We start from the raw sequence: 22,535 nt of genomic DNA, 5'->3' as shown, positions 1-22,535 counted from the left end.
CGTCTGCACAAGTCAATGTGCGATCTGTGAGGCAGCCTACGGTCAAAAACACGCGATCATCACCTGACAATCCGCATCAGCGGGAACAGACGGCCGCAATAGACTGCCTCACAGATCGCACATTGACCCATGCACGCCGTTGAATCTGCCTCACGGATCGCAACAAGCAGCGTAAACAACGTAAACAGCGGAAGCATGCGTGGCGTGGATGAACGAAATCGGTGAAGCCGCCAACCACGCGGAAGAACGGCTCAGACCTCGACCGGGCGCATGCGCTCGAGCGCGTCGGTGTGCGTTTCCCACCGCAGCGAGTAGAACGTGAGCAGCGCGACAGCGAGAATGCCGAGCGGCAGACCGCCGAGGCCCGTGAACCGGTAGTTCATCGAGAACGTGGTCAGCATCGCGCCGCCGACGACCGAACCGACCGCGTTGCCGAAATTGAACGCGACCTGCACGGCCGCGCCCGCGATGAGCTCGCCGCCACCCTGGCCGGCCTCGGTCATGAGCAGCTGCTGCGGCGCGGAGATGAAGAACAGGCCGAACGCGATCCAGAACGTGAGCAGCGCGCTGGTGAACTGGTTGCCGGGCAGGGTGAGCACCATGAGCAGACCGAGGCAGGAGATCGCCTGGCCGAGCGCGGCTGTGCCGGCGTGACGCCAACGATCGGTGATCTGGCCGCCGATCAGGCCGCCGACGACCATGCCGAAGCCGGCAAGCATCATCATCATGGGCACGAGCGCGCTCGGCCAGCCGCCGGTCTTCTGCAGCCACGGGGAGACGTAGCTCCACCAGCAGAACACGCCCGCGTTGCCGGTGAACACGGCCGCGAGGATGATCCACGGGCCCGGCTTGGTGAGAAAACGGAACTGGCCGCGGATGCCCGCGTCCTTGATCGGCGCGACGAACGGGATCCACGCGATCGTGAGCACGATCGTCATCGCGGCCCACGCGGCGAGGATGCCGAACGCGAGACGCCATGAAAGGAATTCGGCCATGAGCGTGCCGGCGGGCACGCCGAGCATGTTGGCGACGGTCTGGCCGGTCACCATCATGGAGACGGCCTGTGCTTCCTTGCCTTTGTCTGCGAGCGTTTTGGCGATGAGCGTCGCCGTGCCGAAGAACGCGCCGTGCGGCAGGCCCGAGATGAAGCGGGCGACGATGAGCATGGTCGCGTTGACGGATAGTGCGGACATCGTGTTGCCGACGAGCGCGATCGCCATGAACAGGATGATGAGGTTCTTCGGCGGCACCTTGCGGCCGAAGACGAGGGTAAGCGTGCCGATGCACACGCCGATCGCGTATGCGGAGATGTAGTGTCCAGCGGTGGGGATGTCGACGTTGGTGGCGGCCGCGGCCTGCGGCAGGATGCCCATCATCACGAATTCGGCGGCGCCGAGGATGAACGCGCCGGCGGCCAGCGCGAGCAGACTCTTCTTCATGTTGCCCTGATTCCCTCTGGTTCCTTCTTGCGTGCATGCGTGTGCGTGCGTACGGATCACGTACTTGCGCACAGATGAAAAAAGGGAACCACCGAATACTCAGTGATTCCCTTATTGCAGTCGGGCTGGCGGGATTTGAACCCGCGGCCTCTTCGTCCCGAACGAAGCGCGCTACCAAGCTGCGCTACAGCCCGTTTGGCAACGTCCGCTATATTACATGCTCCAGGTCGAGAGTCAAACTTCGGCGTGTCGCGCTGTGAATCGTTGATTTTCCGCCGAAAAGCGACATTTGCCGTTCGGTTGCCTGCGGGAGGTTTTTCCAGACGATTTTCGGCTGATTCTTGACTGATTCGCCGACCGACCGCGTTGCAGGCCCGTGCGGAGCCGCGCGGGAGAGCCGAGTATCGGCTCGGGACGGCGTGGAAGGATAGCGAGGACGAAGACCGGCGTGTATCGCCCGCTCGCTACACTGAGGGTTTATGTGCGAAACCCAAGAATCCCAAGCAAATGAGGAAGAAAACGCCGCGCCCGCGATGACCACGGTCGAGCGCGCGGAGATGCTGCTCAAGCAGGACGAGACGATCCGCGAGAAGATCAGGTCCGGTGCCACGCTGGACGAGGCGGTTGATCCGTCCAACAAGGAGTTCGGCCCGCTGGCGCACCCGGAGCAGGTGCAGATGCGCGTCGCCAAGCGTGCGATGATGCTCGAGGCGGGCATTGCCCCGTACCCGGTGCATCTCGACGTGGATCATACGATCGAAGAGGTGCGCGCCAAGTACGACGGCAAGCTCGAGCCCGGCCAGGAGACCGAGGACATGGTCGGCATCGCCGGCCGCGTGCTGTTCCTGCGCAACGCGGGTGGCCTGTGCTTCGTGCAGCTGTCCGCCGGCGACGGCACCAAGATCCAGGGCATGATCTCCAAGAAGGAGATCGGCGCCGATTCCATCAAGCAGTTCAAGCAGCTCGTCGACCTCGGCGACCACCTGTACCTGCGCGGCCGCGTGATCGCCTCCAAGACCGGAGAGCTGTCCGTGTTCGCGACCGAATGGGCGATCGCCTCCAAGGCCCTGCAGCCGCTGCCAGCCCTGCACAAGGACCTCAACGAGGACACCCGCACCCGCAAGCCGTACATCGGCATGATCGCGGACGAGAAGATCCGCAACATGGTGCGCAACCGTTCCAAGGCCGTCGCCTCGCTGCGCCGCACCTTCGACGACCACGATTTCATCGAGGTTGAGACCCCGATGCTGCAGACCGTGCACGGCGGCGCCGCGGCCCGTCCGTTCACCACGCACATGAACGCGTTTGACTTGGACCTCTACCTGCGCATTGCGCCGGAACTGTTCCTCAAGCGCTGCCTGGTCGGTGGCATCGACCGCGTGTTCGAGATCAACCGCGACTTCCGCAACGAGGGTGTCGACGCGACGCACGCGCCGGAGTTCACGATGGTCGAGGCGTATCAGGCGTACGGCACGTATGACACGATCGGCGCGCTCGTCAAGGAGCTCGTGCAGAAGACCGCGATGGACGTGTACGGCTCGCACAAGGTCACGCTGCTCGACGGCACGGAGTACGACTTCGGCGGCGAGTGGAAGCAGATCAGCATGTACGATTCGCTGTCCGAGGCGCTCGGCGAGGAGATCGTGCCGAATGGCGGTCCGGAGCATCCGGGCACATCTGTGGAGCATCTGGGCGAGATCGCCGACAAGCTCGGCGTGGAGCGCGACGACGTGGAGAACCACGGCAAGCTCGTCGAGCACCTGTGGGAGCACTTCTACGAGGACAAGCTGTACGAGCCGACGTTCGTGCGCGACTTCCCGGTCGAGACCAGCCCGCTCGTCAAGGGCCACCGTTCCAAGCCGGGCGTGGTCGAGAAGTGGGATCTGTACGTGCGCGGCTTCGAGCTGGCCACCGGCTACTCCGAGCTCAACGATCCGGTCGTGCAGCGCGAGCGCTTCGTCGCGCAGGCGAAGGACGCGATGGCGGGTGACGAGGAGGCCTGCGACATCGACGAGGACTTCCTTGAGGCGCTGGGCGTCGGCATGCCGCCGGCGGGTGGCATGGGCATGGGCATTGACCGACTGCTCATCGCCCTGACTGGCGCGACGATCCGCGAGACGATCACGTTCCCGCTCGTCAAGCCGATCGCGCTGAACTGATTTGTTCTGTTCGCGGCCGTGCTGATTGCGCTGCACGTCGCTGCGAATGATGAGGCCGCAGGTGCGGCGGGCCATGTCCCGTTGCGCCCGCGGCCTTTTCGTTTCTTGTGATGATCGACGATCGATGATCGATGATCGCAGGATGATCGCGGGACGATAGTCAGATTGCAGCAGACTGTTGCGTTTGATGATCGTGATCGGCGGTTATATGCGGCGTACGTCGGTGGTGACACGGGCGTGTCGTGGCCGGGGTTGGCATTAACATCGTTAATCAATTAAGGGCGTTACTCACGCGTTGCTCGTCGCCGATCGCGCGACTCACTGCGGAGGCGTTACCGGGCGGAACGACGGATCGTTCCGCACCACGGCAATACGAGCAAAGCAGAGAAAGAACAAACGCCATGACCTCCAAGTCTCCCGCGCCCCAGAACGCGGCGGCCCAGAACGCCCAGCCTGACAAGCTCGGCAGCGCGCCCTTCGCCGTCCTCGTGCCCGTCATGATGTCCTTCTTCGTGATGGGCTTCGTCGACCTCGTCGGCACCGCCTCCAACTACGTGCAGTCCGACTTCGGCCTGTCCGACTCGGTGAGCAACATCTTCACCACCATGACCTTCTTCTGGTTCCTGGTGCTCTCCGTGCCGGCCGGCATGCTCATGAACCGCATCGGCCGCCGCATGACCGTGCTCGTCGCCATTGCGATCACCGCGGTCGGCTGCCTGCTGCCGATCATCGGCTACCTCATCCCGGCCGCCACCGCCCAGCTCGTGTTCGTCGTCGCCTCCTTCTGCCTGCTCGGCATCGGCAACACGTTCATGCAGGTCTCGCTCAACCCGCTTGTCGGCAATCTCGCGCACGACGAAAAGCTTGCCGGCATGCTCACCTTCGGCCAGTTCGTCAAGGCCATCGCCTCGTTCATCGCGCCGCTCATCGCCGGCTGGGCCGCTACCACGTTCGGCAAGTGGTGGCTGCTCTACCCGATCTACCTGGTATGTGCGATCCTCGCGTTCGTGATGCTCTCCCTCGACGACATCAAGGAAAACGCGCCCGACTCCGGCAGGACCAGCGTGCTCGGCTGCTTCGCGCTGCTCAAGAACCCGGTGATTCTGCTGTGCTTCCTCGGCATCGTGTGCCACGTGGGCGTGGACGTCGGCATCAACGCCACCGCGCCGAAGATTCTCATGGAGCATTCGAACATGGGCATCGAGGTCGCTGGCGGCGCCACCAGCGTCTACTTCGCGTTCCGCACCCTGAGCTGCCTGTCCGGCTCCGTGCTGCTCCAGAAGTTCACCCGCAAGCAGATCCTGCGCGGTTGCGGCGCGCTCATGGCGCTCTCCTCCGTGTGCTTCATCCTGTTCGCCGCCGTTGACGGCATGCCCGTGTGGCTCGCCTACGCCGGTCTCGCCTTCGTGGGCATGGGCAACGCGAACGTGTTCTCGATCATGCTCACCACCGGCCTGCTGCACCTGCCGGAACGCCAGAACGAGGTTTCCGGTCTGATGATGATCGGTCTGATCGGTGGCGCGATCTTCCCGCCACTCATGGGCCTCGCCTCCGACGCGATGGGCATGCAGCTCGGCGCGATCCTCGTGATGACCGTCGGCGTCGCCTACGTGGCGCTGCTCAGCATCTTCTTCAAGTCCTACGGCTCCACCCGCTGACTCCGGCGTCTCTCCGCGTTCCGCGAACAAACCATAGACGATACGGGGTTCTCCCGCCTGTTGTTCGGCGGGAGAACCCCATATCCATATTCGTGTGGGGAATCTATGCTGGCAGGCATGACAGAACGCGCGAACACACGGCAAACCATGACGGCGGATTGGAAACTGTGGGTAGCCGGGACCAGACCTCGCACGCTGCCCGCCAGCATCGCGCCGGTGATGGTCGGCGCGGCATGCGCATGGATCCATATCCGCGCGCTCGGCGTGTGCACCGAGCAATATCCCGAGCCTGCGGTCTGCACTGCGAACAGAGCCGCTCAAGCCGCGCTGATCGGCCGGTTCTGGCCGGTCGCCGTCCTGTGCGCGATCGTCGCGCTCGCCCTGCAAATCGCCGTCAACTTCGCCAACGACTACTCCGACGGCATCCGCGGCACCGACGACGGCCGCGACGTCCCCGATTCGGACGACGAACCGTTCGATGCATCGCCCGACGAGTCGCGCCCGCGCAAGCCGCAACGACTGGTCGCCTCCGGTGTGCCGGCGCGGCAGGTCCTGCGCGCGGCCGGCATCGCGGCCGGCGTCGCCTGCATCGCCGGACTGACGGCGATCGTCGTCTCGCACGCATGGTGGCTGTTCGCGGTCGGCGCGCTCAGCCTGATTGCCGGCTGGACATACACCGGCGGCAGACACCCATACGGCTACGCTGGATTCGGCGAACTCGGCGTGTTCCTGTTCTTCGGGCTCGCCGCCGTGCTCGGCACGCAGTACGCGCTCGCCGGCACGATCGACCTGACTGGGATCCTCGCGGCCGTCTGCTGCGGACTGAACGCAATGATGCTGCTCATGGTCAACAACCTACGTGATATCGACGAGGACCAGCGGCATGGCAAGCGCACGCTGGCCGTGCGGCTGGGGGAGGGGAACGCCCGCACCGCGCTCGCCGCCTGCGTCGGCGCGGAACTGCTGGTCTCGATCGTGATCGTCAGCGCGCTGTGGCCCGGCTTGGGCGTGCTGCTAATGATCTCCGGCATCGCCGTGCCGTTGCGGATGATGCGTTCCGCCGCACGGCACGAGTTCCGCGGCGCGCTGATGGACGCCGGCTACCAGACGCTGTTCTTCGCGGCGCTGATCGTGCTGTGCGTGATCGTCGGCGGCCTGTGACGGATGACCGGCTGAATCCGATCAGCCAACGCCAACGGGTTGATGGGCGTTGGTCAATGGAGAGAAGCGGTGCGATGGATTGGGGAACAAAAGTAAGACAAACGCTCGTGTCTGGGTCGACAGGGCGGTAGACTGGGCCATATGACTTACAAACTAGTACTGCTCCGTCATGGACAGAGCGCATGGAACAAAACCAATCAGTTCACCGGCTGGGTCGACGTCCCGCTGACCGAGCAGGGTGAGGCCGAAGCCAAGCGCGGCGGCGAGCTGCTCAAGGAGAAGAACGTCCTTCCGGACATCGTCTTCACCTCGCTGCTGCGTCGTGCCATCAACACCGCCAACCTCGCGTTGGATGCCGCGGATCGTCTGTGGATCCCGGTCGAGCGCAGCTGGCGTCTCAACGAGCGCCACTACGGCGCCCTGCAGGGCAAGAACAAGACCGAGATCCGCGAGGAGTACGGCGACGAGAAGTTCATGCTGTGGCGTCGCTCCTACGCGACCCCGCCGCCCGAGATCGATCCGAACGACCAGTACGCGCAGAACCACGACCCGCGCTACACCGGCGATCCGGTTCCGGAAGCCGAGTGCCTGGCGGACGTCGTCAAGCGCGTCGAGCCGTACTTCAAGTCCGACATCGAGCCGCAGCTCAAGGCCGGCAAGACCGTCCTGATCGCCGCCCACGGCAACTCGCTGCGCGCCATCGTCAAGATGCTCGACAACCTGACCGAGGAAGAGATCGCCAAGGTCAACATCCCGACCGCCATCCCGCTGCTGTACGAGCTTGATGAGAACTTCAAGCCGATCAAGCCGCGCGGCGAGTACCTCGACCCGGAGGCCGCGGCCGCCGGTGCCGCTGCCGTCGCCGCCCAGGGTCAGAAGTGAGCCTGAGCCGTCGCTGACATATAACGGTTACAACGGTGGGGAATCGCATTCGTGCGGTTCCCCACCGTTTTGTTATGCGCATGCCGTGTGAGGAACTCGGAACTCCCGGGAACGACTATCTGCCTCACAGATCGCAAAAAGCACGTTTCGCCAGAACTTCGCCGGGCTTGTTGAACCCATCACAAGATCATTCAAGATCACCACGACGCCGCACAAACGAAAAAACCTCCCTCAAAAGGGAGGTTTTTCATCGGATTCCTCAGGGCCGTCCAAGCAGGACGGCCGCGGGAAGATCAATCAGTCGAGCGAGCCTTCCTCGTCGCGAGTCGGCTCCTTGCTCGGGTCGAAGCCGGAGGTGATGAACACCACGCGGCGGGCGGCGGACACGGCGTGGTCGCCGAGACGCTCCATGAAGCGGCCGAGCAGCACCACGTCGATGAGCTGCTGGTTGTTGCCGTTCCAGTTCTCGCCGAGCGCCAGCTCGAAGGTGCGGTGATGCAGGGCGTCGAGCTTGTCGTCGTTGCGGATCACGCGATCGGCGATCTTCGCGTCGCGGTCGGCCAGCATGGCCACCACGTTGTCGGCGGTTTCGTCGAGGAACTCCTGCATCTGGGCAAACAGGTCCTTGGCGTTGTCCGGCAGCGGGGACTCCGGGTAGGAGCGGCGGGCGGTCTCCGCGATGTGACGGGCCAGATCGCCCATGCGCTCGAACGTAGAGGCTAGGCGCAGCGTGGAGACGACCACGCGCAGATCGGTGGCGACCGGGGTCTGCTTGGCCAGCAGCTTGACGCACTGGTCGATGATGCTGGATTCGAGGGCGTCGATTTCGACGTCGCCGTCAATCACGGCCTGGGCCGCTTCGACATCCTGCTTGAGCAGGGCGTCTCCGGCCTGATTGATCGCCTTGCGCACGTCCTGCGCCATGTGGTCGAGATCGTCGGCGACCGCCTTCATCTCCTCGTTAAAGATAACGCGCATTTCTCTGTACCTTCCTTTTCAAGGCTTTCTGCAACCTCTACAAGTGTATTATTCGACGGCGGCGTTTCTCAACAACGTAGCCAAAAGCCACCGGTCGTTCAGGCAAAGTTCACGGTTCCGTTCACCGGCCATTCACCTGCGATTTCTCAACCTTCCCACCGCCCGTCGCGTTCGCGTCAGACAACGTTGCCGGGCGTCCGGCGGGTCGCGCGCGTCGCGGCAAACCATTGCAAACCCGTGGTCGGCTCCCGCGGTGTGAGAAAATGGAGCCTATGCCCGAACAGCTCAAGACGATTATCGTGATCATTCCGTTCCTCATCATGGGACTCGCGCTGGCGACGGCGGTGCTGTTCTGGCTGTACGATCTCGTTCGCCCGTTCATCGACAATTATGAGGCGTGGCGCGCCTCGCGTACCGGCGACGGTGTCGGGAACGGCGGCGCCCGCACGCGCGGCAACAGCCATGCCGACGACGATGACGACGACGCCCCTCGCGACCGTTCGATCGCCGGCCTCGCGCGATCCGTGCGTGCATGGTTCCGCACCCGTTTCGCCGCGCGCGACGATGACGCCGACGAGCATGAGGATTTGGACGACGCGACGACCGCGCTGTTGGCGATGCTGCCGAACGCGACCGTGGTCGTCAACAAGAACGACGAAGTGGTGCGCGCGAATCCGGCAGCGTACATGCTCGGCGTGGTTTCCGACGAGGCGATCGCCGACGACGGCGTGCGCGAGGCTGTGCGCCTGGTGCGCGAATCCGGCGGTCGCCGGCAGTTCGACCTGACCACGCATACCGCGTATTCCGCCGATCAGGCCGCCGCCGAAGAGGCGAACGGCGACGGACGCCGGCCGGGCGACCCGGTGCAGGTGCAGGGCGTGACACGGCCGAACTGGCTGAAGATCACGGTCGGCAAGGTCGGTGATTTCGTCGTTGTGCTCATCGACGACGTGAGCGACGCGATCCGCTTCTCCCAGGTGCGCGATTCGTTCATCACGAACGTATCCGAACAGCTGCTCAAACCGTCACGCGCGCTCGAACAGCTCGCCGATTCGCTGGAAGACGACACGCTGGAACCCGAACAGGTCGTGTGGAACGCGCATCGCGTGCGCACGTCGTGCAACCATCTCAACCGCATGGTCGACGATCTGCTGCTGCTCATCAAATCGCAGGAACCGGTCGTGCCGTCGTCGGCGAACCGGCTCAACGTCAAGGACATGCTGCGTTCGGCGCGCGACCGGCTGCGCGGGCTGGCCGAACGCAGCGACGTGGCCGTGCAGATCGAATGCGACAATCTGCTCACGGTCAACGGCGACGAGGAGCAGGTCACGGCGGCGATCACCAAACTGCTGGAAAACGCGATCGTCTATTCGCCGGCCGGCTCATCGGTGAGCGTGTCGGCCGGGCAGGCCGAGGACGGCCATCATGCGCTGATCCGCGTGATCGACCAGGGCGTCGGCATCGCGAAGGACGAGCAGGCGCGCATCTTTGAACGCTTCTACCGTGGCCGCAACCAGACCGACCGTTCGCGCGACGGCATCGGACTGGGCTTGGCGATCGTCAAGCACGTCGCGCTCGCGCATCACGGTGGCGTGACGGTGTGGAGCCAGCCGGGCAACGGCAGCACGTTCACGCTGTCGTTGCCCGTGGCGCAGTGAGACGAAGCGACGAACCCGAAAGGCGGGTCGTCGTCTGCAGGGCGCGTCAGTCCGCGCCGAGCCGGCGGTAGTCCCACCGGTCGAAATGCTCCCAGATCAGCATCATCACGCCGATGACCGTGCCGGCCGCGCACACGATGAGCACGCGCAGCGCCGGCACGCCCGCGAACAGCAGGATCGCGCTGACCACCAGCGCCACAGCCCACATCGCCGTGCCGAACAGGAACACTTTGCGCAGGTCGACGCGCACCGGCTTGGGAGCCGGGCGGCAGGCATCTGGATTGATGATCGGGGCGAACTTTAGCTTCATCATCACCCCGCGCTCAGTCGGCCAGACGCTCGACGACATAGTCGACGCACGCGGTCAGCGCGGCCACGTCGGCCGGCTCGACCGACGGGAACACGCCGATGCGCAGCTGGTTGCGGCCAAGCTTGCGATAGCCGAACGTGTCCACGATGCCGTTGTCGCGCAGCGCCGCGACGACCTGATTCGCGCTGATCGCGTCATCCAGATCAATGGTGACGACCGAATGTGAACGCGCGTCCGGGTCCGTGACGAACGGATGCGCATAGTCGGAACGCTCCGCCCACGAGTACAGCAGCGACGCCGACTTCGCGCAGCGGGCCGTCGCCCAGTCCATGCCGCCGTTGTCGTTGAGCCAGCGGATCTGGTTCTCCAGCATGATGATCGTCGCCACGGCCGGCGTGTTCACCGTCTGGTCCTTGCGCGAGTTCTCCAGCGCGCTCGTCAGCGACAGGAACGGCGGGACCCAGCGGCGGGCGCCGTCCAGCGTGGCGCTGTGCTCGACGCTTGCGGCGCGTTCGATTGCCTCCGGTGACAGCAGTGCGATCCACAGGCCACCGTCCGAGCCGAACGCCTTCTGCGGGGAGAAGTAATAGGCGTCGGTCTGCGCAACGTCCACGGGCAGCGCGCCCGACGCGCTCGTGCCGTCCACCAGCACCAGCGCATCCTGTTCGCGGCTGCCGGCGATGCGGCGCACCGGCGCGGCCACGCCCGTGGACGTCTCGTTGTGCGCCCAGCAGTACGTGTCGACGCCGTCGGTGAGCTCGGGCAGGCGATACGTGCCCATCTCGCCCTGATAGATCACCGGATCCTCAAGGAACGGGGCGGACGCGGCCGACTTGGCGAACTTCGCGCTGAACGAGCCGTACGTGCCGAATGCGGCACGGCGGGCGATCAACGATGCGCACGCCATGTCCCAGAACGCGCTCGCGCCGCCGTTGCCGAGCGCCACCTCGTAGCCGTCGGGCAGGTGGAAGAACGACGACAGTCCCTCGCGAATCGACGCGACCAACTGTCGGACCGGAGCCTGCCGGTGCGACGTGCCCAGCGGGGAACGCGCGGCTTCGGCCAGCGCATGCACTTGTTCGGGTCGGATTTTGCTTGGGCCGGAACCGAACCGACCGTCTTCGGGCAGCATAGATTGCGGAATGGAAATCGTGTTCGACATGGCTCCCAGACTAACGGCAAGTGGGGATTGACGGAACGTTTCGTCCGAAACCGTGTGACGATCGCGTCCGCCGGCTGTGGAGGTGCGGATCGCGCAGCGGACTGTGCGGCGGACCGTGCGGGGAACGGCAACGAACCGTGGCGGGCAGCATGATGACATATGCGATGACATACGCTCGTTGTACACTCGCTAAGTTAGTGACGGTATTGTGACGTGACGCAGCGGCGTCGTGTCGGTGTCGCGTCAATTACATTCACCAAGGAGCGTACCAGTATGAGGCATGGAGCCCACAAGGCAGCCAAGGAAAACCCGTGCATGCAGGTGGCCCGGCTGCTGTTTTCGCCAACCAAGGGCTCCCACAGCACCCGCGTGGTGCGTGCCGTGCAGTTCGCCGCCAACGACGGCGCAATCCTCGGCATCGACCAGGCGCTCGCCGACAAGCTGAACGAGATCGCCCCGCAGACGCGTCGTGCTATGCGCGAGGCGGCCCGTGCGGCCGAACGCCGTTCCAACATCATCGTTTCCACGTCGCTGGCCGCGCTGGTCGGCACGGCGGCGACGTCGCTCGCGCTCGCTCATCCCGAATCGCCGGTTTCGCTTGCGGCTGATCCGGCGACCACGACGACGCAGCTCAAGCGCGTCACGACGACGTCCACGGTGTCGCGTTCCAACGATCGCACGCCGCTGAGCGAAGTGGCCGACAATGCGACCGCGGCATCGTCTTCGTCTTCAGCTGAATCTTCGGCCGAGTCCGGCACGACCACGTCGGCCGACGGCGAATCGCAGCAGACCAGCAATGACGGCGACTGGCAGCTTGCGGACGACGGCAGCTCGCTCGACGTGAGCAGCATGTCGCGATCTACCGCATCTAACCCGCAGGTCGCCTCGCGCATGGATTCCGACTACGACCTGCTGCCGTCCGGCTTTAACCCGAACCACGCGACCGGCGAGAACGGCGGTAACGCGTACCCGTGGGGCCAGTGCACGTGGTATGCGTTCGAGCGCCGCGTCGAACTCGGCCTGCCGGTCGGCTCGTACTTCGGCAACGGCGCGGACTGGGCCGATTCGGCGTCCACGTTCGGCTATTGGGTGGATTCCACGGCCCGCCATCAGGGCGACGTGGTCGTCTTCCAGCCCGGTCAGATGGGCGCCGACGCGTACTACGGTCACGTTGCGATTGTGGAGAAGATCCACAAGGACGGTTCGATCGAAGTGTCCGAATCGAACGTCAAGGGACTCGGCGTGATTTCGCATCGCACGATTTCCGCGAGCGACGCGGCGCAGCTGCAGTACATTCACTACTGATTACTGATATTCGCCTGATATTTCGTCTGATATTTGCCGCTGGCCGTGCGATCTCGTTCCTAGTTGCTCCGGTTGCGCCGGTCGCGCGCGTTTGGCTTAGGCCGGCGGAGCGTGCCGGCAGGATGTGTGCATAATGTGCGCATGATGCGTGCGCTAGGCGTGTGACCGATATCACCCTGCGCATGATTTGTGTTGAAGTTCCGGGGTTTGCGTTGCCGTCACGGTGCGCGTGCGGCCCGATTCCGCACGTATCGGCCTCATCCTCTGGGATGATGACGTGATAGGCTGTCGTCTCGATGAATATTATGCGCAAAGTTTCGATTATCGCCGTCACGGCCGTCGCCAGCTGCATGCTTGCGGTCGCGGTCGTGCCGAGTGCGGAGGCCGCCGATTCCGGTACGGTCACGTCCTCTCGCTCATTCCCGAAGGTGCAGGTCGTTCGCAAGGACCTGCTTTCCGAATCCGCATCCACGTCCGTCGACAACGACACCAACTGGGGCGGCGTTGAAAGCCTCAACGTTCCGGTGACCAAGTCCAAGGCTGAAAAGGAAGCCGAAGCCGCCAAGAAGAAGGCCGAAGAGGAAGCCAAGGCGCAGGCCGAGGCCGCTGCCAAAGCTGAAGCCGAGGCCCAGTCGCAGGCCGCCAGCCGTTCCGAACAGCGCGATTCGCTGTACGACGCCGTTCCTGACACCAACACGGCCACCACGGACACCACCGGCACGACCGACACTGGCACCTCCGACGGCACGTCCACCGGTACCACCGGCACCGCGACCGTCCCGTCCAGCGCAAGCGGCTCCGCCCTCGCCTCCTACGCCACGCAATTCGTCGGCTCCCCGTACGTGGCCGGCGGCAACACGCCCAGCGGCTGGGACTGCTCCGGCTTCGTCCAGTACGTGTACGCCCAGTTCGGCATCAGTCTGCCGCACTATTCCGGCGCGCAGGCCGCGGTCGGCACCGCGGTCGCATCCATCGCCGACGCGCAGCCGGGCGACATCCTCGCCAACGAAACGCACGCGGCCATCTATATCGGCAACGGACTCGTCGTCAACGCGCTGAACCCGTACCAGGGCACGCAGATCACCGGTCTGAGCGTGTTCACCAGCGGCTACTCCATCCGCCGCGTCCTGTAAACCGTACTTCGCCGGCCGTAACGATCGATCGCAACGGCCGGCATCACGCCAACGGCGAGCGTCTCGCCACTTTGCGCTTCGCACAACAGCGTCCCACATCGGGGCGCTGTTTTCGTATGCGAGCGTACGTGCAGAAGCGCCCGTGCGTTGCCGATTCGGCGTTGATGTTCCGGCGATTTTCCGCGTGGGGTAACACGCGATTCACGCGGTCGGCGAGTATTCTAGGGGTTGTGGGCGGCGCACGGTTGCGCCGAACGACGTAAGGAGGTCGTCATGATCAACGACAAGGCAATTCTCGTGGGAGTCGACGGTTCGCACGCCAGCTACAAGGCCACGTGGTGGGCCGCGAACTACGCCAAGCATGCAGGACTCACGCTGCAGATCGTGTGCGCGTATTCGCTGCCGAGCTACGCAGCGGTGTCCTTCGACGCCACCTATACCGCCATGGGCGACGACAACGCCGCGCACTCCGACGCGCAGGAGATCCTGTCCAAGGCCAAGGCCATCGCCGACGAGCAGGGCGTCGAAGCCGCCACGCTCATCGTCACCGGCGATCCGGCGTCCGTATTCGTCGAACTGTCCCGCAACTACAATCTCATCGTCATCGGCAACCGCGGCAAGGGCGGACTGGCCGAACGCCTGCTCGGCACCACGTCGTCGTCGCTGCCGGCGTACGCGTACTGCCCGATCGTCGTCGTGCCGTACACCGACGACGACGGCAACCTGATGCACCTCAACAACACGATCACCAAGGTCGCGGTCGGCTCCGACGAATCCAAGTGGGGCCTGAAGGCGCTCGAAATCGCCGCCGCGTTCGCCGACAGCTGGGGCGCCGAGCTCGACGTGATCTCCGCAGTGCCGAAGATCCAGGGCATCGACGGCGAGGAAGCTGTGATGGAGTCCTATCTGGACGATCTGAACGTGCGCATCAAGCCGCTGGCCGAAGCGCATCCGAATCTGAAGATCAACAAGCAGGTCGTGCCCGGTTCCGCGGTGAACGCGCTGACCAAGGCCAGCTGGGACCACGACGTCGTGGTCGTCGGCTCGCGCGGCCGCGGCGGATTCACCGGCCTGCTGCTCGGCTCGACCAGCCAGGGACTGCTGCAGCACGCCGTGACGCCCGTGTACGTGGTGCCGCGCAAGTACGTGGAGGCCGCGGAAAGCCGCCTCGACACCGTGCCAAGCTCGCCGGCCGAGGTCACGCCGAAGCCGATCGAGGCGATCAGCGGCGTCGAAGAGGTCGCGGTGCCGACCGCCGAGCCGGAGGTCGCCGCCAAGATCGAGGCGAAGATCGATCCGGATCGGCAGTAAGAGGAATCGGTCTGCGACCGATGCTGATTGTTGCGGCGCGTTCGCGCCGTGAGGCTCCCTCGGTCGCGCTTCGCGTGCTGGGTTCCCCAGCCGAGAGCTGCCGCCAGCATATGAACAAGCTCCCTCGCACGGGTTGTGCGGGGGAGCTTGTTGCGTTTCCGGCGAGACGGCGATCGGTCGGCCGGTCAGTGCCGGTTAGTGGCGATCGGTGACGGCTGGCTAGTGACGAATGGTGACGTCCATGCGCACCGGCGTCTCCTGCACGTAGGTGTGCTTGACCGTGCAGCCCTTGTCGATGTGGCGCGTGATGCGCTCCTTGAGCTTCTCCGCGTCCTCGTCGCTGAGACCCGCGTCCATCGCGTCGACGACGACCTGCTCGTTGAAGTTGATGTACGCGTCGTTATCTGCGTCGTACGTGCCGTCCACGACGATCTTCGCGCCCTTGCCCTCGCCGAGCGTGTGCTCGATCGCGAACTGGCTGGACAGGGCCGCGCAGCCGGCCAGCGCGATCTTCATCAGGTCGCCCGGCGTGAACACGCCCTTGCCGTGGCCGAACTTGAGATGCGCGCCGTCCTCGCTGTACGCATCCCACGAGCCATCCTTGTTACGCTCGACCCACAGTCGCTTGCCCATAGTGTCCTCCTCGTCTTGTTGCGGCGCGACCGTCGCGCCGACGTCAACAACCCCAATGTATCCCACAATCGCGCCGCGACGGTCCGCTCCGCGCATAATGTGAATCGACGTGCCGTTCGCGCGGCTCACGCTATGCTGAAAGGCATGGCATTGACACCGGAACAGCTTGCAGACGTCCGCGCGCGCATCCCGGCGCGCCCCGACACCAACATCCCCACCCCATACGAGGATCTCGTGCGCACGATCCTGACCGAGGGCACGCTTAAGTCCGACCGTACGGGCACCGGCACGATCTCCCTGTTCGGCAGGCAGATCCGCTTCGACCTGTCCGACGGCAGCTTCCCGCTGCTCACCACCAAAACCGTGTTCTTCAAGGGTCTCGCGTACGAGCTGCTGTGGTTCCTCAAGGGTTCGAGCAACGTGCGCTGGCTGCAGGAGCACAACGTGCACATCTGGGACGAGTGGGCCGACGAGAACGGCGACCTCGGCCCGGTGTACGGCGTGCAGTGGCGCAGCTGGCCCGCGCCCACGCCCGAGGATCCGAACCGCACCATCGACCAGATTGCGAACGTGCTCGATTTGATCAAGCATCATCCCGACTCGCGTCGTATGGTCGTGACTGCGTGGAATCCGGCCGAAGTCGACCAGATGGCGCTGCCGCCGTGCCACGCGTTGTTCCAGTTCTACGTGGCTGACGGGCGGCTCTCTTGCCAGCTGTACCAGCGTTCGTGCGACATGTTCCTCGGCGTGCCGTTCAACATCGCCTCGTATTCGCTGCTCACGCTGATGATGGCCCAGCAGGCCGGGCTTGAACCGGGCGAGTTCGTGTGGACCGGCGGCGACTGCCACGTGTACGACAACCACATCGAGCAGGTGCTCGAACAGCTCGGCCGCGAACCGTATCCGTATCCGCATATTCGCATCCGCAAGGCCGATTCGCTGTTCGACTACGACTACAGCGACTTCGAGATCGTCGGTTACCAGCATCATCCGACGATCAAGGCGCCGGTCGCGGTCTGACGACAACGGGCGCGCCCGTATCGCGACCTGCGTCCGGCTGTGCGACAGGCGCGGCCGTCGCGGTCTGACTATAAGATTCTGACCCAGTTCAACCCAAGGAGTGATTGAAATGGAGCATGACAGTAGTCGCAGTGGCTACCACGAACCCGAGCCCGGATCTGCCGGGCTTGACGACACCGAGGACTGGGGCGACGATTTCCCCAAAACGTTCTCGGTGAACCTCATATGGGCGGAGGCTCGCGACAAGGAAGGTCGCGAAGGCGCCATCGGTTTCAACGGCGGCATGCCTTGGCACCTGTCCGAGGATCTGAAGCATTTCAAGGAGCTGACCGTCTCGCATCCGGTGATCATGGGCCGCAGGACCTGGGAGTCGCTGGATCCGAAGTACCGTCCGCTGCCGAACCGCGACAACATCGTCGTCTCGCACGATCCGCAGTATCGTGCGCTCGGCGCGACCGTGGCGGAAAGCCTCGACGACGCGATGGACTATGCGCGTCAGGAGGCGATTCCGGACGACGGCATGGATCGCAGCGAAATCTGGGTGATCGGCGGCGCGCAGCTGTTCCGCGAGGCCCTGCCGCTCGCGTCCAAGGCGTACGTGACGATCCTCGACGCGAAGGTCGACGCCGACGTGTACGCGCCGGACATCCGCGACCTCGTGGACGCGGACCTGTGGCACATCGCCGACGAAGGCCATTGGCTCAAGCCGGAGCGTGCCGAGGCGAAGGCCAGCGGCATCGCGAAGTACCGTTTCGTCACGTTCGAGAAGACCCGCTGACGCAAAGACCCGCTGGGTCCGCCGGGCGCGGCTTGCGCCGGACGCGGCTGGGCCGCACGCACGCCCGCCGGTCGCATAATCGCATCAAACAACGAACCGAAAGCAGTGAAATGACCGCAGATCACCTGTACACCGTCATGACCGTATGCACCGGCAACATCTGCCGTTCGCCGATGGCCGAGATCATCCTGCGCGCCGAATTCGAGTCGCGCGGGCTCGCCGATCGCGTGCGCGTCATGTCCAGCGGCGTGTCGGACGAGGAGTACGGCAATCCGATCGACCGTCGCGCCGTGCGCGTGCTGCGCGCCGACGGCTACGAGATTCCCGCGCATCATTTCGCGCACCGCATCACGCGCGAGGAGATCAACGAAAGCGACCTGTTCCTGCCGATGACCGCGTCGCATATGCGCGCCCTGTTGCGTCAGCTGCCGGCCGAGAAGCGCTCGGAAGTGCACATGTACCGCAGCTTCGACCCGAACCTGCCGGCCGTTGCGCCCGGACGCGAGGACGAGATCGACTTGGTTGATCCGTGGTACGGCGGCCCGCACGAGTTCCAGGTCGCGATCGACCAGATCAAGGAAGTCGCGCCGTATATCGTCGACTGGGTTGAGGCCAAGCTCGGATGAGGATTGATGCCTTGCCGGGCATCGCGTACCGGGGTTGCCGTTGCGTCCTATTTTTCTTGGCTCCCCTTGTCAGGGGAGCTGTCACGCAGTGACTGAGGGGTAGTCGGTGGTTCGTTGCATCAAATCCGATAACAGCGCTTAGCGGCATAGCGGCATTGTGCGACGTTGGGCACCGCAGCGTTCCGCGCGTGCCGGTATCGTATGACGTATGTCTGAAGTCGTGAATCACACTGATATTGCCTCTGACGGGGCTGTTTCGCCGTCTGAGCCGGTCGTGTTCGAGCCGGTTGAGTCCGAACCGGTTGCGTCCGATTCTGTGGCCGCCGATCGTCCGCCGCTGTACGGACGCAAGGTGCTCTCGTTCGTGCGCCGGTCCGCGCGTCTCGACGATCGCCTGCAGCGCGCGTGGGACGCGTATGCCGACCGCTATCTGCTGGACATCGCCGCCGGCGAGGGGTCGCTGAACGTGCGCGACGGGCTGCGGTTCGACGCGGAGTTCGTGCGATCGACGTGGGACAACGATCGGCCGCTGATCGTCGAGATTGGCACGGGTCAGGGCGAGAACGTGGTCGCGGCCGCTGCGGCGCATCCCGAGCTGAATTTCCTTGCGTTGGAAGTGTACGATCCGGGCGTGGCGCATACGCTGCTGCTGGCCGGCAAGCAGGATCTTGCCAACATTCGCATCGCGCAGGTGAACGCGCCGGAGCTGTTCAAGGCGTGCGATGCGGGCGTGCTGGCCGAGGTGTGGACGTTCTTTCCGGATCCGTGGCCGAAGATGAAGCATCATAAGCGGCGCATCGTGCAGCCGGAATTGGCGGGCGACGTGCGTCGCGCGCTGGTCGACGGGGGAGTGTGGCGCATCGCCACCGACATCGAGGACTACGCGCTGCATGTGCACGAAGTGATGGACGATGCGGCCGGGTTTGAGAACGTTGGCTCGCTGACGGTGAGCCTGCCGACCGAGCACGTCGGCAAGGGCAACGCCGATACCGCCGCCGACCTGCCGCACGCCGATTTCCGCGAGTCCGTGCGGTTCGAGGGACGTGTGCTCACCAACTTCGAAAAGAAAGGCCTGGCTGCCGGACGAGTGATCCACGATTTCACGTACCGCGCGGTGTGAGGTCTTTTCTTTTGGAGACGTCTAAAAGCTTGGAATAAAGCCGATCGGCGTGTGCGCGAGCAATGCGGGACGCTCGCGACACGCCGATGTTGCGCGTATGGGTCGACTCGCGTATTATCAATCGAGTTGTTCGCCCCCATCGTCTAACGGTTAGGACACCAGACTTTCAATCTGACAACGAGAGTTCGACTCTCTCTGGGGGTACTCACCGGCTCCGGGTTCCACGAGGTATCGTGGCCCGGAGCCTTTTGTTTCCAACGGTTTCAGGCCGCCAGCTTGGCCTTCAGTTGCTCGCACAGGAAACCCGGCGGTGGCCACTGCCACCAAAGATGCACCTCCATCACTGTTCATTCCGCGCATCATCTGCTCGTACATCGACGCATCCAGCAGGGAGAGCGGGGGGACGTTGAAGAATTCCGCCACTGCGGCGATGTCCTGGATGGTCCAGGAAGTCTTGCCGGTCATCTTCGCGGACACGGCGCCCCTCTTCAGCCCCAGTGCCGCGCAAAGTGACTGCTGGGTCATCCCGCGGCCGGTCAGCTGCATGTTGACGTTCCAGATGAATACCCTCTGCAGGTAGTCGCCGAGTCCATTGGATTCGGTCGACGGTTCGATTTTTGCCATATCAAGTCCTTTCAGATTGGAGTTGTCCAATATCGATGGACATAATCCTACAACAATGATTTGCCGCTGTGCAAGTTTCTTGCTATATTGTCTATTGTGAATGGACTGACGGCAAAAATAATGGATTCTCCGATGCGTCGCTATATGACGGCGGCGGGTCTGAGCTGCCGAGACCTCGCGAGGGAGATGGGTACGTCCAAATCCTCGGTCGCGGGAAAGGTCAACGGCTCGATACCGTGGCAGCAGTCCGACCTGATCTGGCTGGCCATTCACCGAAACCTGTCCCCTGGGTATGTGCTCGGCATCGACGCCTATCTCACGGATGGCGGGTGGAAACCCGAAACGAGAATCCCCGGACCGGCTGGAACCCGGCGCGGGGATTGAACGGCAACAACCATGGAGCCGCGGGCGCGCATATCCGCCAAGATCAGACGCCCGTCGTTCCGATTCCCCGAAGGAGGGTCATCGCCATGACCGATTCTACCAATACCGCCGGCATTCGCCCGGCATCCGTCTTCGAGCCTAATCGCCAGCGCGACGCCGCGCGGCGGACGACGCGGGCCGGCGGCAAAGTCGATCGGCGCATCGCGAAGGCGCACGTGCTGTCCATGCTCGCCCACCCGTCCCGGGGCTCGCGCCGCTGAGGCGCGCGTCCGCGGACCGTTTCCCCGATACCGGCCGAACCATGTGGTGGCTGGTCGTTGCCGCCGTGTGCGTGTCCGGCGGCGTTCTCTCGTATGCGTTGTGCCGCGCCGCCCGTCTGGGCGACGACATCGGCGCGAGGCTGCGCGAACGCCGCGAAGCGGCCCCGGAGCATGACGGCGGGAAGGTCGAACGATGAGCAGCAGAGCCGAGAACTGGGCATGGGAGCGCGACGACGTCAAGGGCATCACCAAGTTCGTGCTGGTGTACCTGGCCCGCCGCGCCTACTACGACGATGGCGCCGCCGCGTGGCCGAGCGTGGAGACCATCGCGTTCAACTGCGGGTGCTGTGAGCGCACCGTGATCCGTTCGTTGCAGGAATTGGAGCGTAAGGGCTACATCAGGCCCGGCGACCAGGAGATGTCGGCGCGCAACCCGCGCACGCGCAAGCCGATCGCCAAGGGACACCGCTCGCGCGTGTGGGACGTCGTCATGGACGGCGACCACGCCGCCGAGAACATCGAGGAGAAGCCCAGGAATCTGGACGCACTGGCGGAAGGCGACGGCAAATCGAATCCAGACAAGGACAATTTGTCACCCGACGGATTGTCACCCGAACCGAAGGGCGTGAAGCCGAGGACAAATTGTCCCGGAATCTTGGACAGAAAGTCACCCAATAGACAAGTGATAAACAATTCTCCCCTCATCCCCTTCGGGGATGCTCCCCTCAACGCCGAACAAGCCGCTACGAAACCGGTCGCCGACCCGAAGCCCGAACCCGTTCCGGCGACCGATTGGGGCAAGGCCCTGCCGCCAAGGGGCTGCAGGAACCCGCTATGGGTGCCCGAACCCGGCAAGCTGCCCGAGCCGGTCACGGAACGCGCAGGCCAGGAGGTGCGCGTGCTCGACGGCATCCGCCGGCGCATGCTCGCCGTGGACCAGAGGTTCGATGTTCCGGCGACCATGGCCGACCGCAAGGCCGTCCACTCGTTGCTGATCGATCGCCCGTACGGCGAGATCGTCGCGACGATGGACTGGGCGTACCGCAACCGCTACTGGCTTCCCCGGCTCACCAGCGGCGCCAGGTTCGCCGCGAACTACGTGCAGCTGCGGCTGGAAATGCTCACCCATCCCGATCCGACGGGCAAGCGGGCGCCGGACGCTCCGCTGCCGGTCGTCAAGGATCCCAACCGGGCGATACCGGTCAGCTCGTCGTCCGCGAGCCGTGTGCCGATCTACGGGGCGGCGCTGCTGCGCACCTCGCTGTGCCAGGAACACATCGAAGGCGTCATCTCTCAGGAGGCGTGCCCAGTGTGCGCGTACGACAAACGCAACCACGCCACCCACGACGTCGCCGGACGACGCAAGGCGAAGACCGACGCGTCGGCGGAGGCGGTGGTGCGACCATGAGCGGGGATGGGCAGCGTCTTGAGGCGTGGAAGAAGGCCGGCGAATGCCGCGACTTCCCGCAACCATGGTCCGACTACCTGTGGTCGCTGGAGTTCGAGCACCGTCCCGGCGACGCGAAGGCGTTCCACTCGGTCGCCAAGGCCGTGTGCGAACGATGCCCGGTACGCGCCGAATGCCTGGCCTACGCGGCCAGCGGCGGACTCGAATGGGGCGTGTACGGCGGCAAGGTGTGCACCGACCGGCGCAGGATCGCGCGCATGGCCGAAGCCGACGGCGTCCCCTGCCGGGACCGCGGCCTGCCGTGGCCGCAACGCTGGCGGCTGCTCACGGACTGGATACGCGCCCACCGGAACGTGTTCGACGAAGCCACCGACGAGGCCAGCGCCGAACGCCAGCAACGACGCCTGCGCGCACGGGTCAGGACGGCCGATCGCCCCGCCCCGCATGAGCCGTCAGACAATCAAACAATCAAGCAAGCAGGAATCCAAGCAATCCAGCAAGCAAACAATCAAGCAATCGACTGACC

21 protein-coding genes, 2 tRNA genes and 1 pseudogene are annotated in these 22,535 nt (G+C 64.5%); 17 read left to right on the top strand and 7 right to left on the bottom strand.

Translation table 11 applies throughout. The annotated features are described in order from the left end of the window. Window positions 1-251: 251 nt before the first annotated feature. Window positions 252-1,439: an MFS transporter gene (locus BBIA_RS05030; protein ID WP_033495334.1), complete on the bottom strand. Its 1,188-nt coding sequence runs from the start codon at window positions 1,437-1,439 to the stop codon at window positions 252-254. Between the two features lie 120 nt (window positions 1,440-1,559). Beyond that, window positions 1,560-1,633 (bottom strand) — tRNA-Pro (locus tag BBIA_RS05025). Between the two features lie 285 nt (window positions 1,634-1,918). On the opposite strand from BBIA_RS05025, the gene lysS reads away from it, so the two are divergent. The 4 genes from lysS (at window position 1,919) to BBIA_RS05005 (ending at window position 7,299) form a co-directional block, all read left to right on the top strand. Beyond that, window positions 1,919-3,598 (top strand): lysine--tRNA ligase, encoded by a 1,680-nt coding sequence (gene lysS, locus BBIA_RS05020; protein ID WP_033495335.1) that lies wholly within the window; start codon window positions 1,919-1,921, stop codon window positions 3,596-3,598. A 401-nt stretch (window positions 3,599-3,999) separates the two neighbouring features. Further along, complete coding sequence (locus BBIA_RS05015) at window positions 4,000-5,256, top strand: MFS transporter (protein WP_033495337.1); 1,257 nt, start codon at window positions 4,000-4,002, stop codon at window positions 5,254-5,256. A gap of 147 nt (window positions 5,257-5,403) precedes the next feature. After that, a complete protein-coding gene (menA, locus tag BBIA_RS05010; protein ID WP_033495422.1) occupies window positions 5,404-6,417 on the top strand; it encodes a 1,4-dihydroxy-2-naphthoate octaprenyltransferase in 1,014 nt (337 codons plus the stop codon). A gap of 141 nt (window positions 6,418-6,558) precedes the next feature. Next, window positions 6,559-7,299 carry a phosphoglyceromutase gene (locus BBIA_RS05005; RefSeq protein WP_033495339.1) on the top strand — a complete coding sequence of 247 codons (741 nt, stop codon included), beginning with the start codon at window positions 6,559-6,561 and terminating at the stop codon, window positions 7,297-7,299. Between the two features lie 297 nt (window positions 7,300-7,596). Here BBIA_RS05005 and phoU read toward each other — a convergent pair whose 3' ends face one another. Next, window positions 7,597-8,277, bottom strand: coding sequence for a phosphate signaling complex protein PhoU (phoU, locus tag BBIA_RS05000; RefSeq protein WP_033495341.1), 681 nt, complete (start codon window positions 8,275-8,277; stop codon window positions 7,597-7,599). Between the two features lie 272 nt (window positions 8,278-8,549). On the opposite strand from phoU, the gene BBIA_RS04995 reads away from it, so the two are divergent. After that, window positions 8,550-9,935 (top strand): sensor histidine kinase, encoded by a 1,386-nt coding sequence (locus BBIA_RS04995; RefSeq protein ID WP_238548443.1) that lies wholly within the window; start codon window positions 8,550-8,552, stop codon window positions 9,933-9,935. 46 nt (window positions 9,936-9,981) lie between these two features. On the opposite strand, the gene BBIA_RS04990 is transcribed toward BBIA_RS04995, so the two are convergent. Both BBIA_RS04990 and serC read right to left on the bottom strand, forming a co-directional pair. After that, a complete protein-coding gene (locus tag BBIA_RS04990) occupies window positions 9,982-10,245 on the bottom strand; it encodes a DUF2530 domain-containing protein (protein WP_033495426.1) in 264 nt (87 codons plus the stop codon). 13 nt (window positions 10,246-10,258) lie between these two features. Beyond that, entirely contained in the window at window positions 10,259-11,407 is a 1,149-nt protein-coding gene (serC, locus tag BBIA_RS04985; protein WP_033495343.1) for a phosphoserine transaminase, read from the bottom strand. A 273-nt stretch (window positions 11,408-11,680) separates the two neighbouring features. On the opposite strand from serC, the gene BBIA_RS04980 reads away from it, so the two are divergent. The 3 genes from BBIA_RS04980 to BBIA_RS04970 all read left to right on the top strand — a co-directional run bounded on the left by BBIA_RS04980 (window position 11,681) and on the right by BBIA_RS04970 (window position 15,156). Further along, a complete protein-coding gene (locus BBIA_RS04980; protein ID WP_033495345.1) occupies window positions 11,681-12,712 on the top strand; it encodes a CHAP domain-containing protein in 1,032 nt (343 codons plus the stop codon). A 305-nt stretch (window positions 12,713-13,017) separates the two neighbouring features. Beyond that, entirely contained in the window at window positions 13,018-13,845 is an 828-nt protein-coding gene (locus BBIA_RS04975; RefSeq protein WP_051923795.1) for a C40 family peptidase, read from the top strand. 273 nt (window positions 13,846-14,118) lie between these two features. Further along, the gene (locus tag BBIA_RS04970) at window positions 14,119-15,156 is read left to right on the top strand and encodes a universal stress protein (protein ID WP_033495349.1); all 1,038 of its coding nucleotides are present in this window, start codon (window positions 14,119-14,121) and stop codon (window positions 15,154-15,156) included. A gap of 219 nt (window positions 15,157-15,375) precedes the next feature. On the opposite strand, the gene BBIA_RS04965 is transcribed toward BBIA_RS04970, so the two are convergent. After that, complete coding sequence (locus tag BBIA_RS04965) at window positions 15,376-15,789, bottom strand: OsmC family protein (RefSeq protein WP_033495351.1); 414 nt, start codon at window positions 15,787-15,789, stop codon at window positions 15,376-15,378. Between the two features lie 144 nt (window positions 15,790-15,933). Here BBIA_RS04965 and BBIA_RS04960 point away from each other — a divergent pair, with 144 nt between their 5' ends. The 5 genes from BBIA_RS04960 to BBIA_RS04940 all read left to right on the top strand — a co-directional run bounded on the left by BBIA_RS04960 (window position 15,934) and on the right by BBIA_RS04940 (window position 19,537). Beyond that, window positions 15,934-16,809, top strand: a complete 876-nt coding sequence (locus BBIA_RS04960; protein WP_033495428.1) for a thymidylate synthase — start codon at window positions 15,934-15,936, stop codon at window positions 16,807-16,809. A gap of 109 nt (window positions 16,810-16,918) precedes the next feature. Then, on the top strand, window positions 16,919-17,587 hold the full coding sequence (locus tag BBIA_RS04955) for a dihydrofolate reductase (RefSeq protein ID WP_033495353.1): 669 nt from the start codon (window positions 16,919-16,921) through the stop codon (window positions 17,585-17,587). Window positions 17,588-17,697: 110 nt separating this feature from the next. Further along, window positions 17,698-18,213: a low molecular weight protein-tyrosine-phosphatase gene (locus tag BBIA_RS04950; RefSeq protein WP_033495355.1), complete on the top strand. Its 516-nt coding sequence runs from the start codon at window positions 17,698-17,700 to the stop codon at window positions 18,211-18,213. Window positions 18,214-18,421: 208 nt separating this feature from the next. Further along, window positions 18,422-19,333: a tRNA (guanosine(46)-N7)-methyltransferase TrmB gene (gene trmB / locus BBIA_RS04945; RefSeq protein ID WP_081892030.1), complete on the top strand. Its 912-nt coding sequence runs from the start codon at window positions 18,422-18,424 to the stop codon at window positions 19,331-19,333. A 132-nt stretch (window positions 19,334-19,465) separates the two neighbouring features. Then, window positions 19,466-19,537: transfer RNA gene (locus BBIA_RS04940), tRNA-Glu, on the top strand. A 159-nt stretch (window positions 19,538-19,696) separates the two neighbouring features. Here BBIA_RS04940 and BBIA_RS15190 read toward each other — a convergent pair. Next, window positions 19,697-19,957: pseudogene (locus tag BBIA_RS15190) on the bottom strand (helix-turn-helix domain-containing protein); the annotation flags it as partial. 470 nt (window positions 19,958-20,427) lie between these two features. Between BBIA_RS15190 and BBIA_RS14520 the strand changes: the two are divergent. Genes BBIA_RS14520 through BBIA_RS04920 form a run of 4 tightly spaced genes read left to right on the top strand, consistent with a single transcriptional unit; the run spans window position 20,428 to window position 22,533 of the window. Beyond that, window positions 20,428-20,601 carry a hypothetical protein gene (locus BBIA_RS14520; protein WP_162835004.1) on the top strand — a complete coding sequence of 58 codons (174 nt, stop codon included), beginning with the start codon at window positions 20,428-20,430 and terminating at the stop codon, window positions 20,599-20,601. 41 nt (window positions 20,602-20,642) lie between these two features. After that, entirely contained in the window at window positions 20,643-20,798 is a 156-nt protein-coding gene (locus BBIA_RS14515; protein WP_162835005.1) for a hypothetical protein, read from the top strand. Next, on the top strand, window positions 20,795-22,009 hold the full coding sequence (locus tag BBIA_RS13755; protein WP_033495361.1) for a helix-turn-helix domain-containing protein: 1,215 nt from the start codon (window positions 20,795-20,797) through the stop codon (window positions 22,007-22,009). Before BBIA_RS14515 ends, BBIA_RS13755 begins: the two co-directional genes overlap by 4 nt. After that, complete coding sequence (locus BBIA_RS04920) at window positions 22,006-22,533, top strand: WhiB family transcriptional regulator (protein ID WP_033495363.1); 528 nt, start codon at window positions 22,006-22,008, stop codon at window positions 22,531-22,533. Before BBIA_RS13755 ends, BBIA_RS04920 begins: the two co-directional genes overlap by 4 nt. The last annotated feature ends 2 nt before the right edge of the window (window positions 22,534-22,535 follow it).

Origin of the sequence: Bifidobacterium biavatii DSM 23969 (assembly GCF_000741165.1) — a bacterium.
Lineage (GTDB): Bacteria > Actinomycetota > Actinomycetes > Actinomycetales > Bifidobacteriaceae > Bifidobacterium > Bifidobacterium biavatii.
Note: the sequence above shows the minus strand (reverse complement) of the source record. Positions and strands in the feature narration are given on the sequence as shown.

Excerpts from the sequence above, each read along its gene's own strand:
- BBIA_RS13755 (WP_033495361.1), top strand. The coding sequence starts at position 20,795 with ATGAGCAGCAGAGCCGAGAACTGGGCATGGGAGCGCGACGACGTCAAG.
- BBIA_RS14515 (WP_162835005.1), top strand. The coding sequence starts at position 20,643 with ATGTGGTGGCTGGTCGTTGCCGCCGTGTGCGTGTCCGGCGGCGTTCTC.
- BBIA_RS04955 (WP_033495353.1), top strand. The coding sequence starts at position 16,919 with ATGGAGCATGACAGTAGTCGCAGTGGCTACCACGAACCCGAGCCCGGA.
- BBIA_RS05030 (WP_033495334.1), bottom strand. The coding sequence starts at position 1,439 with ATGAAGAAGAGTCTGCTCGCGCTGGCCGCCGGCGCGTTCATCCTCGGC.
- phoU (WP_033495341.1), bottom strand. The coding sequence starts at position 8,277 with ATGCGCGTTATCTTTAACGAGGAGATGAAGGCGGTCGCCGACGATCTC.
- BBIA_RS04995 (WP_238548443.1), top strand. The coding sequence starts at position 8,550 with ATGCCCGAACAGCTCAAGACGATTATCGTGATCATTCCGTTCCTCATC.
- BBIA_RS04960 (WP_033495428.1), top strand. The coding sequence starts at position 15,934 with ATGGCATTGACACCGGAACAGCTTGCAGACGTCCGCGCGCGCATCCCG.
- BBIA_RS04970 (WP_033495349.1), top strand. The coding sequence starts at position 14,119 with ATGATCAACGACAAGGCAATTCTCGTGGGAGTCGACGGTTCGCACGCC.
- BBIA_RS04920 (WP_033495363.1), top strand. The coding sequence starts at position 22,006 with ATGAGCGGGGATGGGCAGCGTCTTGAGGCGTGGAAGAAGGCCGGCGAA.
- BBIA_RS04990 (WP_033495426.1), bottom strand. The coding sequence starts at position 10,245 with ATGAAGCTAAAGTTCGCCCCGATCATCAATCCAGATGCCTGCCGCCCG.
- BBIA_RS04980 (WP_033495345.1), top strand. The coding sequence starts at position 11,681 with ATGAGGCATGGAGCCCACAAGGCAGCCAAGGAAAACCCGTGCATGCAG.
- BBIA_RS04950 (WP_033495355.1), top strand. The coding sequence starts at position 17,698 with ATGACCGCAGATCACCTGTACACCGTCATGACCGTATGCACCGGCAAC.
- lysS (WP_033495335.1), top strand. The coding sequence starts at position 1,919 with ATGTGCGAAACCCAAGAATCCCAAGCAAATGAGGAAGAAAACGCCGCG.
- BBIA_RS05015 (WP_033495337.1), top strand. The coding sequence starts at position 4,000 with ATGACCTCCAAGTCTCCCGCGCCCCAGAACGCGGCGGCCCAGAACGCC.
- trmB (WP_081892030.1), top strand. The coding sequence starts at position 18,422 with ATGTCTGAAGTCGTGAATCACACTGATATTGCCTCTGACGGGGCTGTT.
- BBIA_RS14520 (WP_162835004.1), top strand. The coding sequence starts at position 20,428 with ATGACCGATTCTACCAATACCGCCGGCATTCGCCCGGCATCCGTCTTC.
- BBIA_RS04965 (WP_033495351.1), bottom strand. The coding sequence starts at position 15,789 with ATGGGCAAGCGACTGTGGGTCGAGCGTAACAAGGATGGCTCGTGGGAT.
- BBIA_RS04975 (WP_051923795.1), top strand. The coding sequence starts at position 13,018 with ATGCGCAAAGTTTCGATTATCGCCGTCACGGCCGTCGCCAGCTGCATG.
- serC (WP_033495343.1), bottom strand. The coding sequence starts at position 11,407 with ATGTCGAACACGATTTCCATTCCGCAATCTATGCTGCCCGAAGACGGT.
- BBIA_RS05005 (WP_033495339.1), top strand. The coding sequence starts at position 6,559 with ATGACTTACAAACTAGTACTGCTCCGTCATGGACAGAGCGCATGGAAC.
- menA (WP_033495422.1), top strand. The coding sequence starts at position 5,404 with ATGACGGCGGATTGGAAACTGTGGGTAGCCGGGACCAGACCTCGCACG.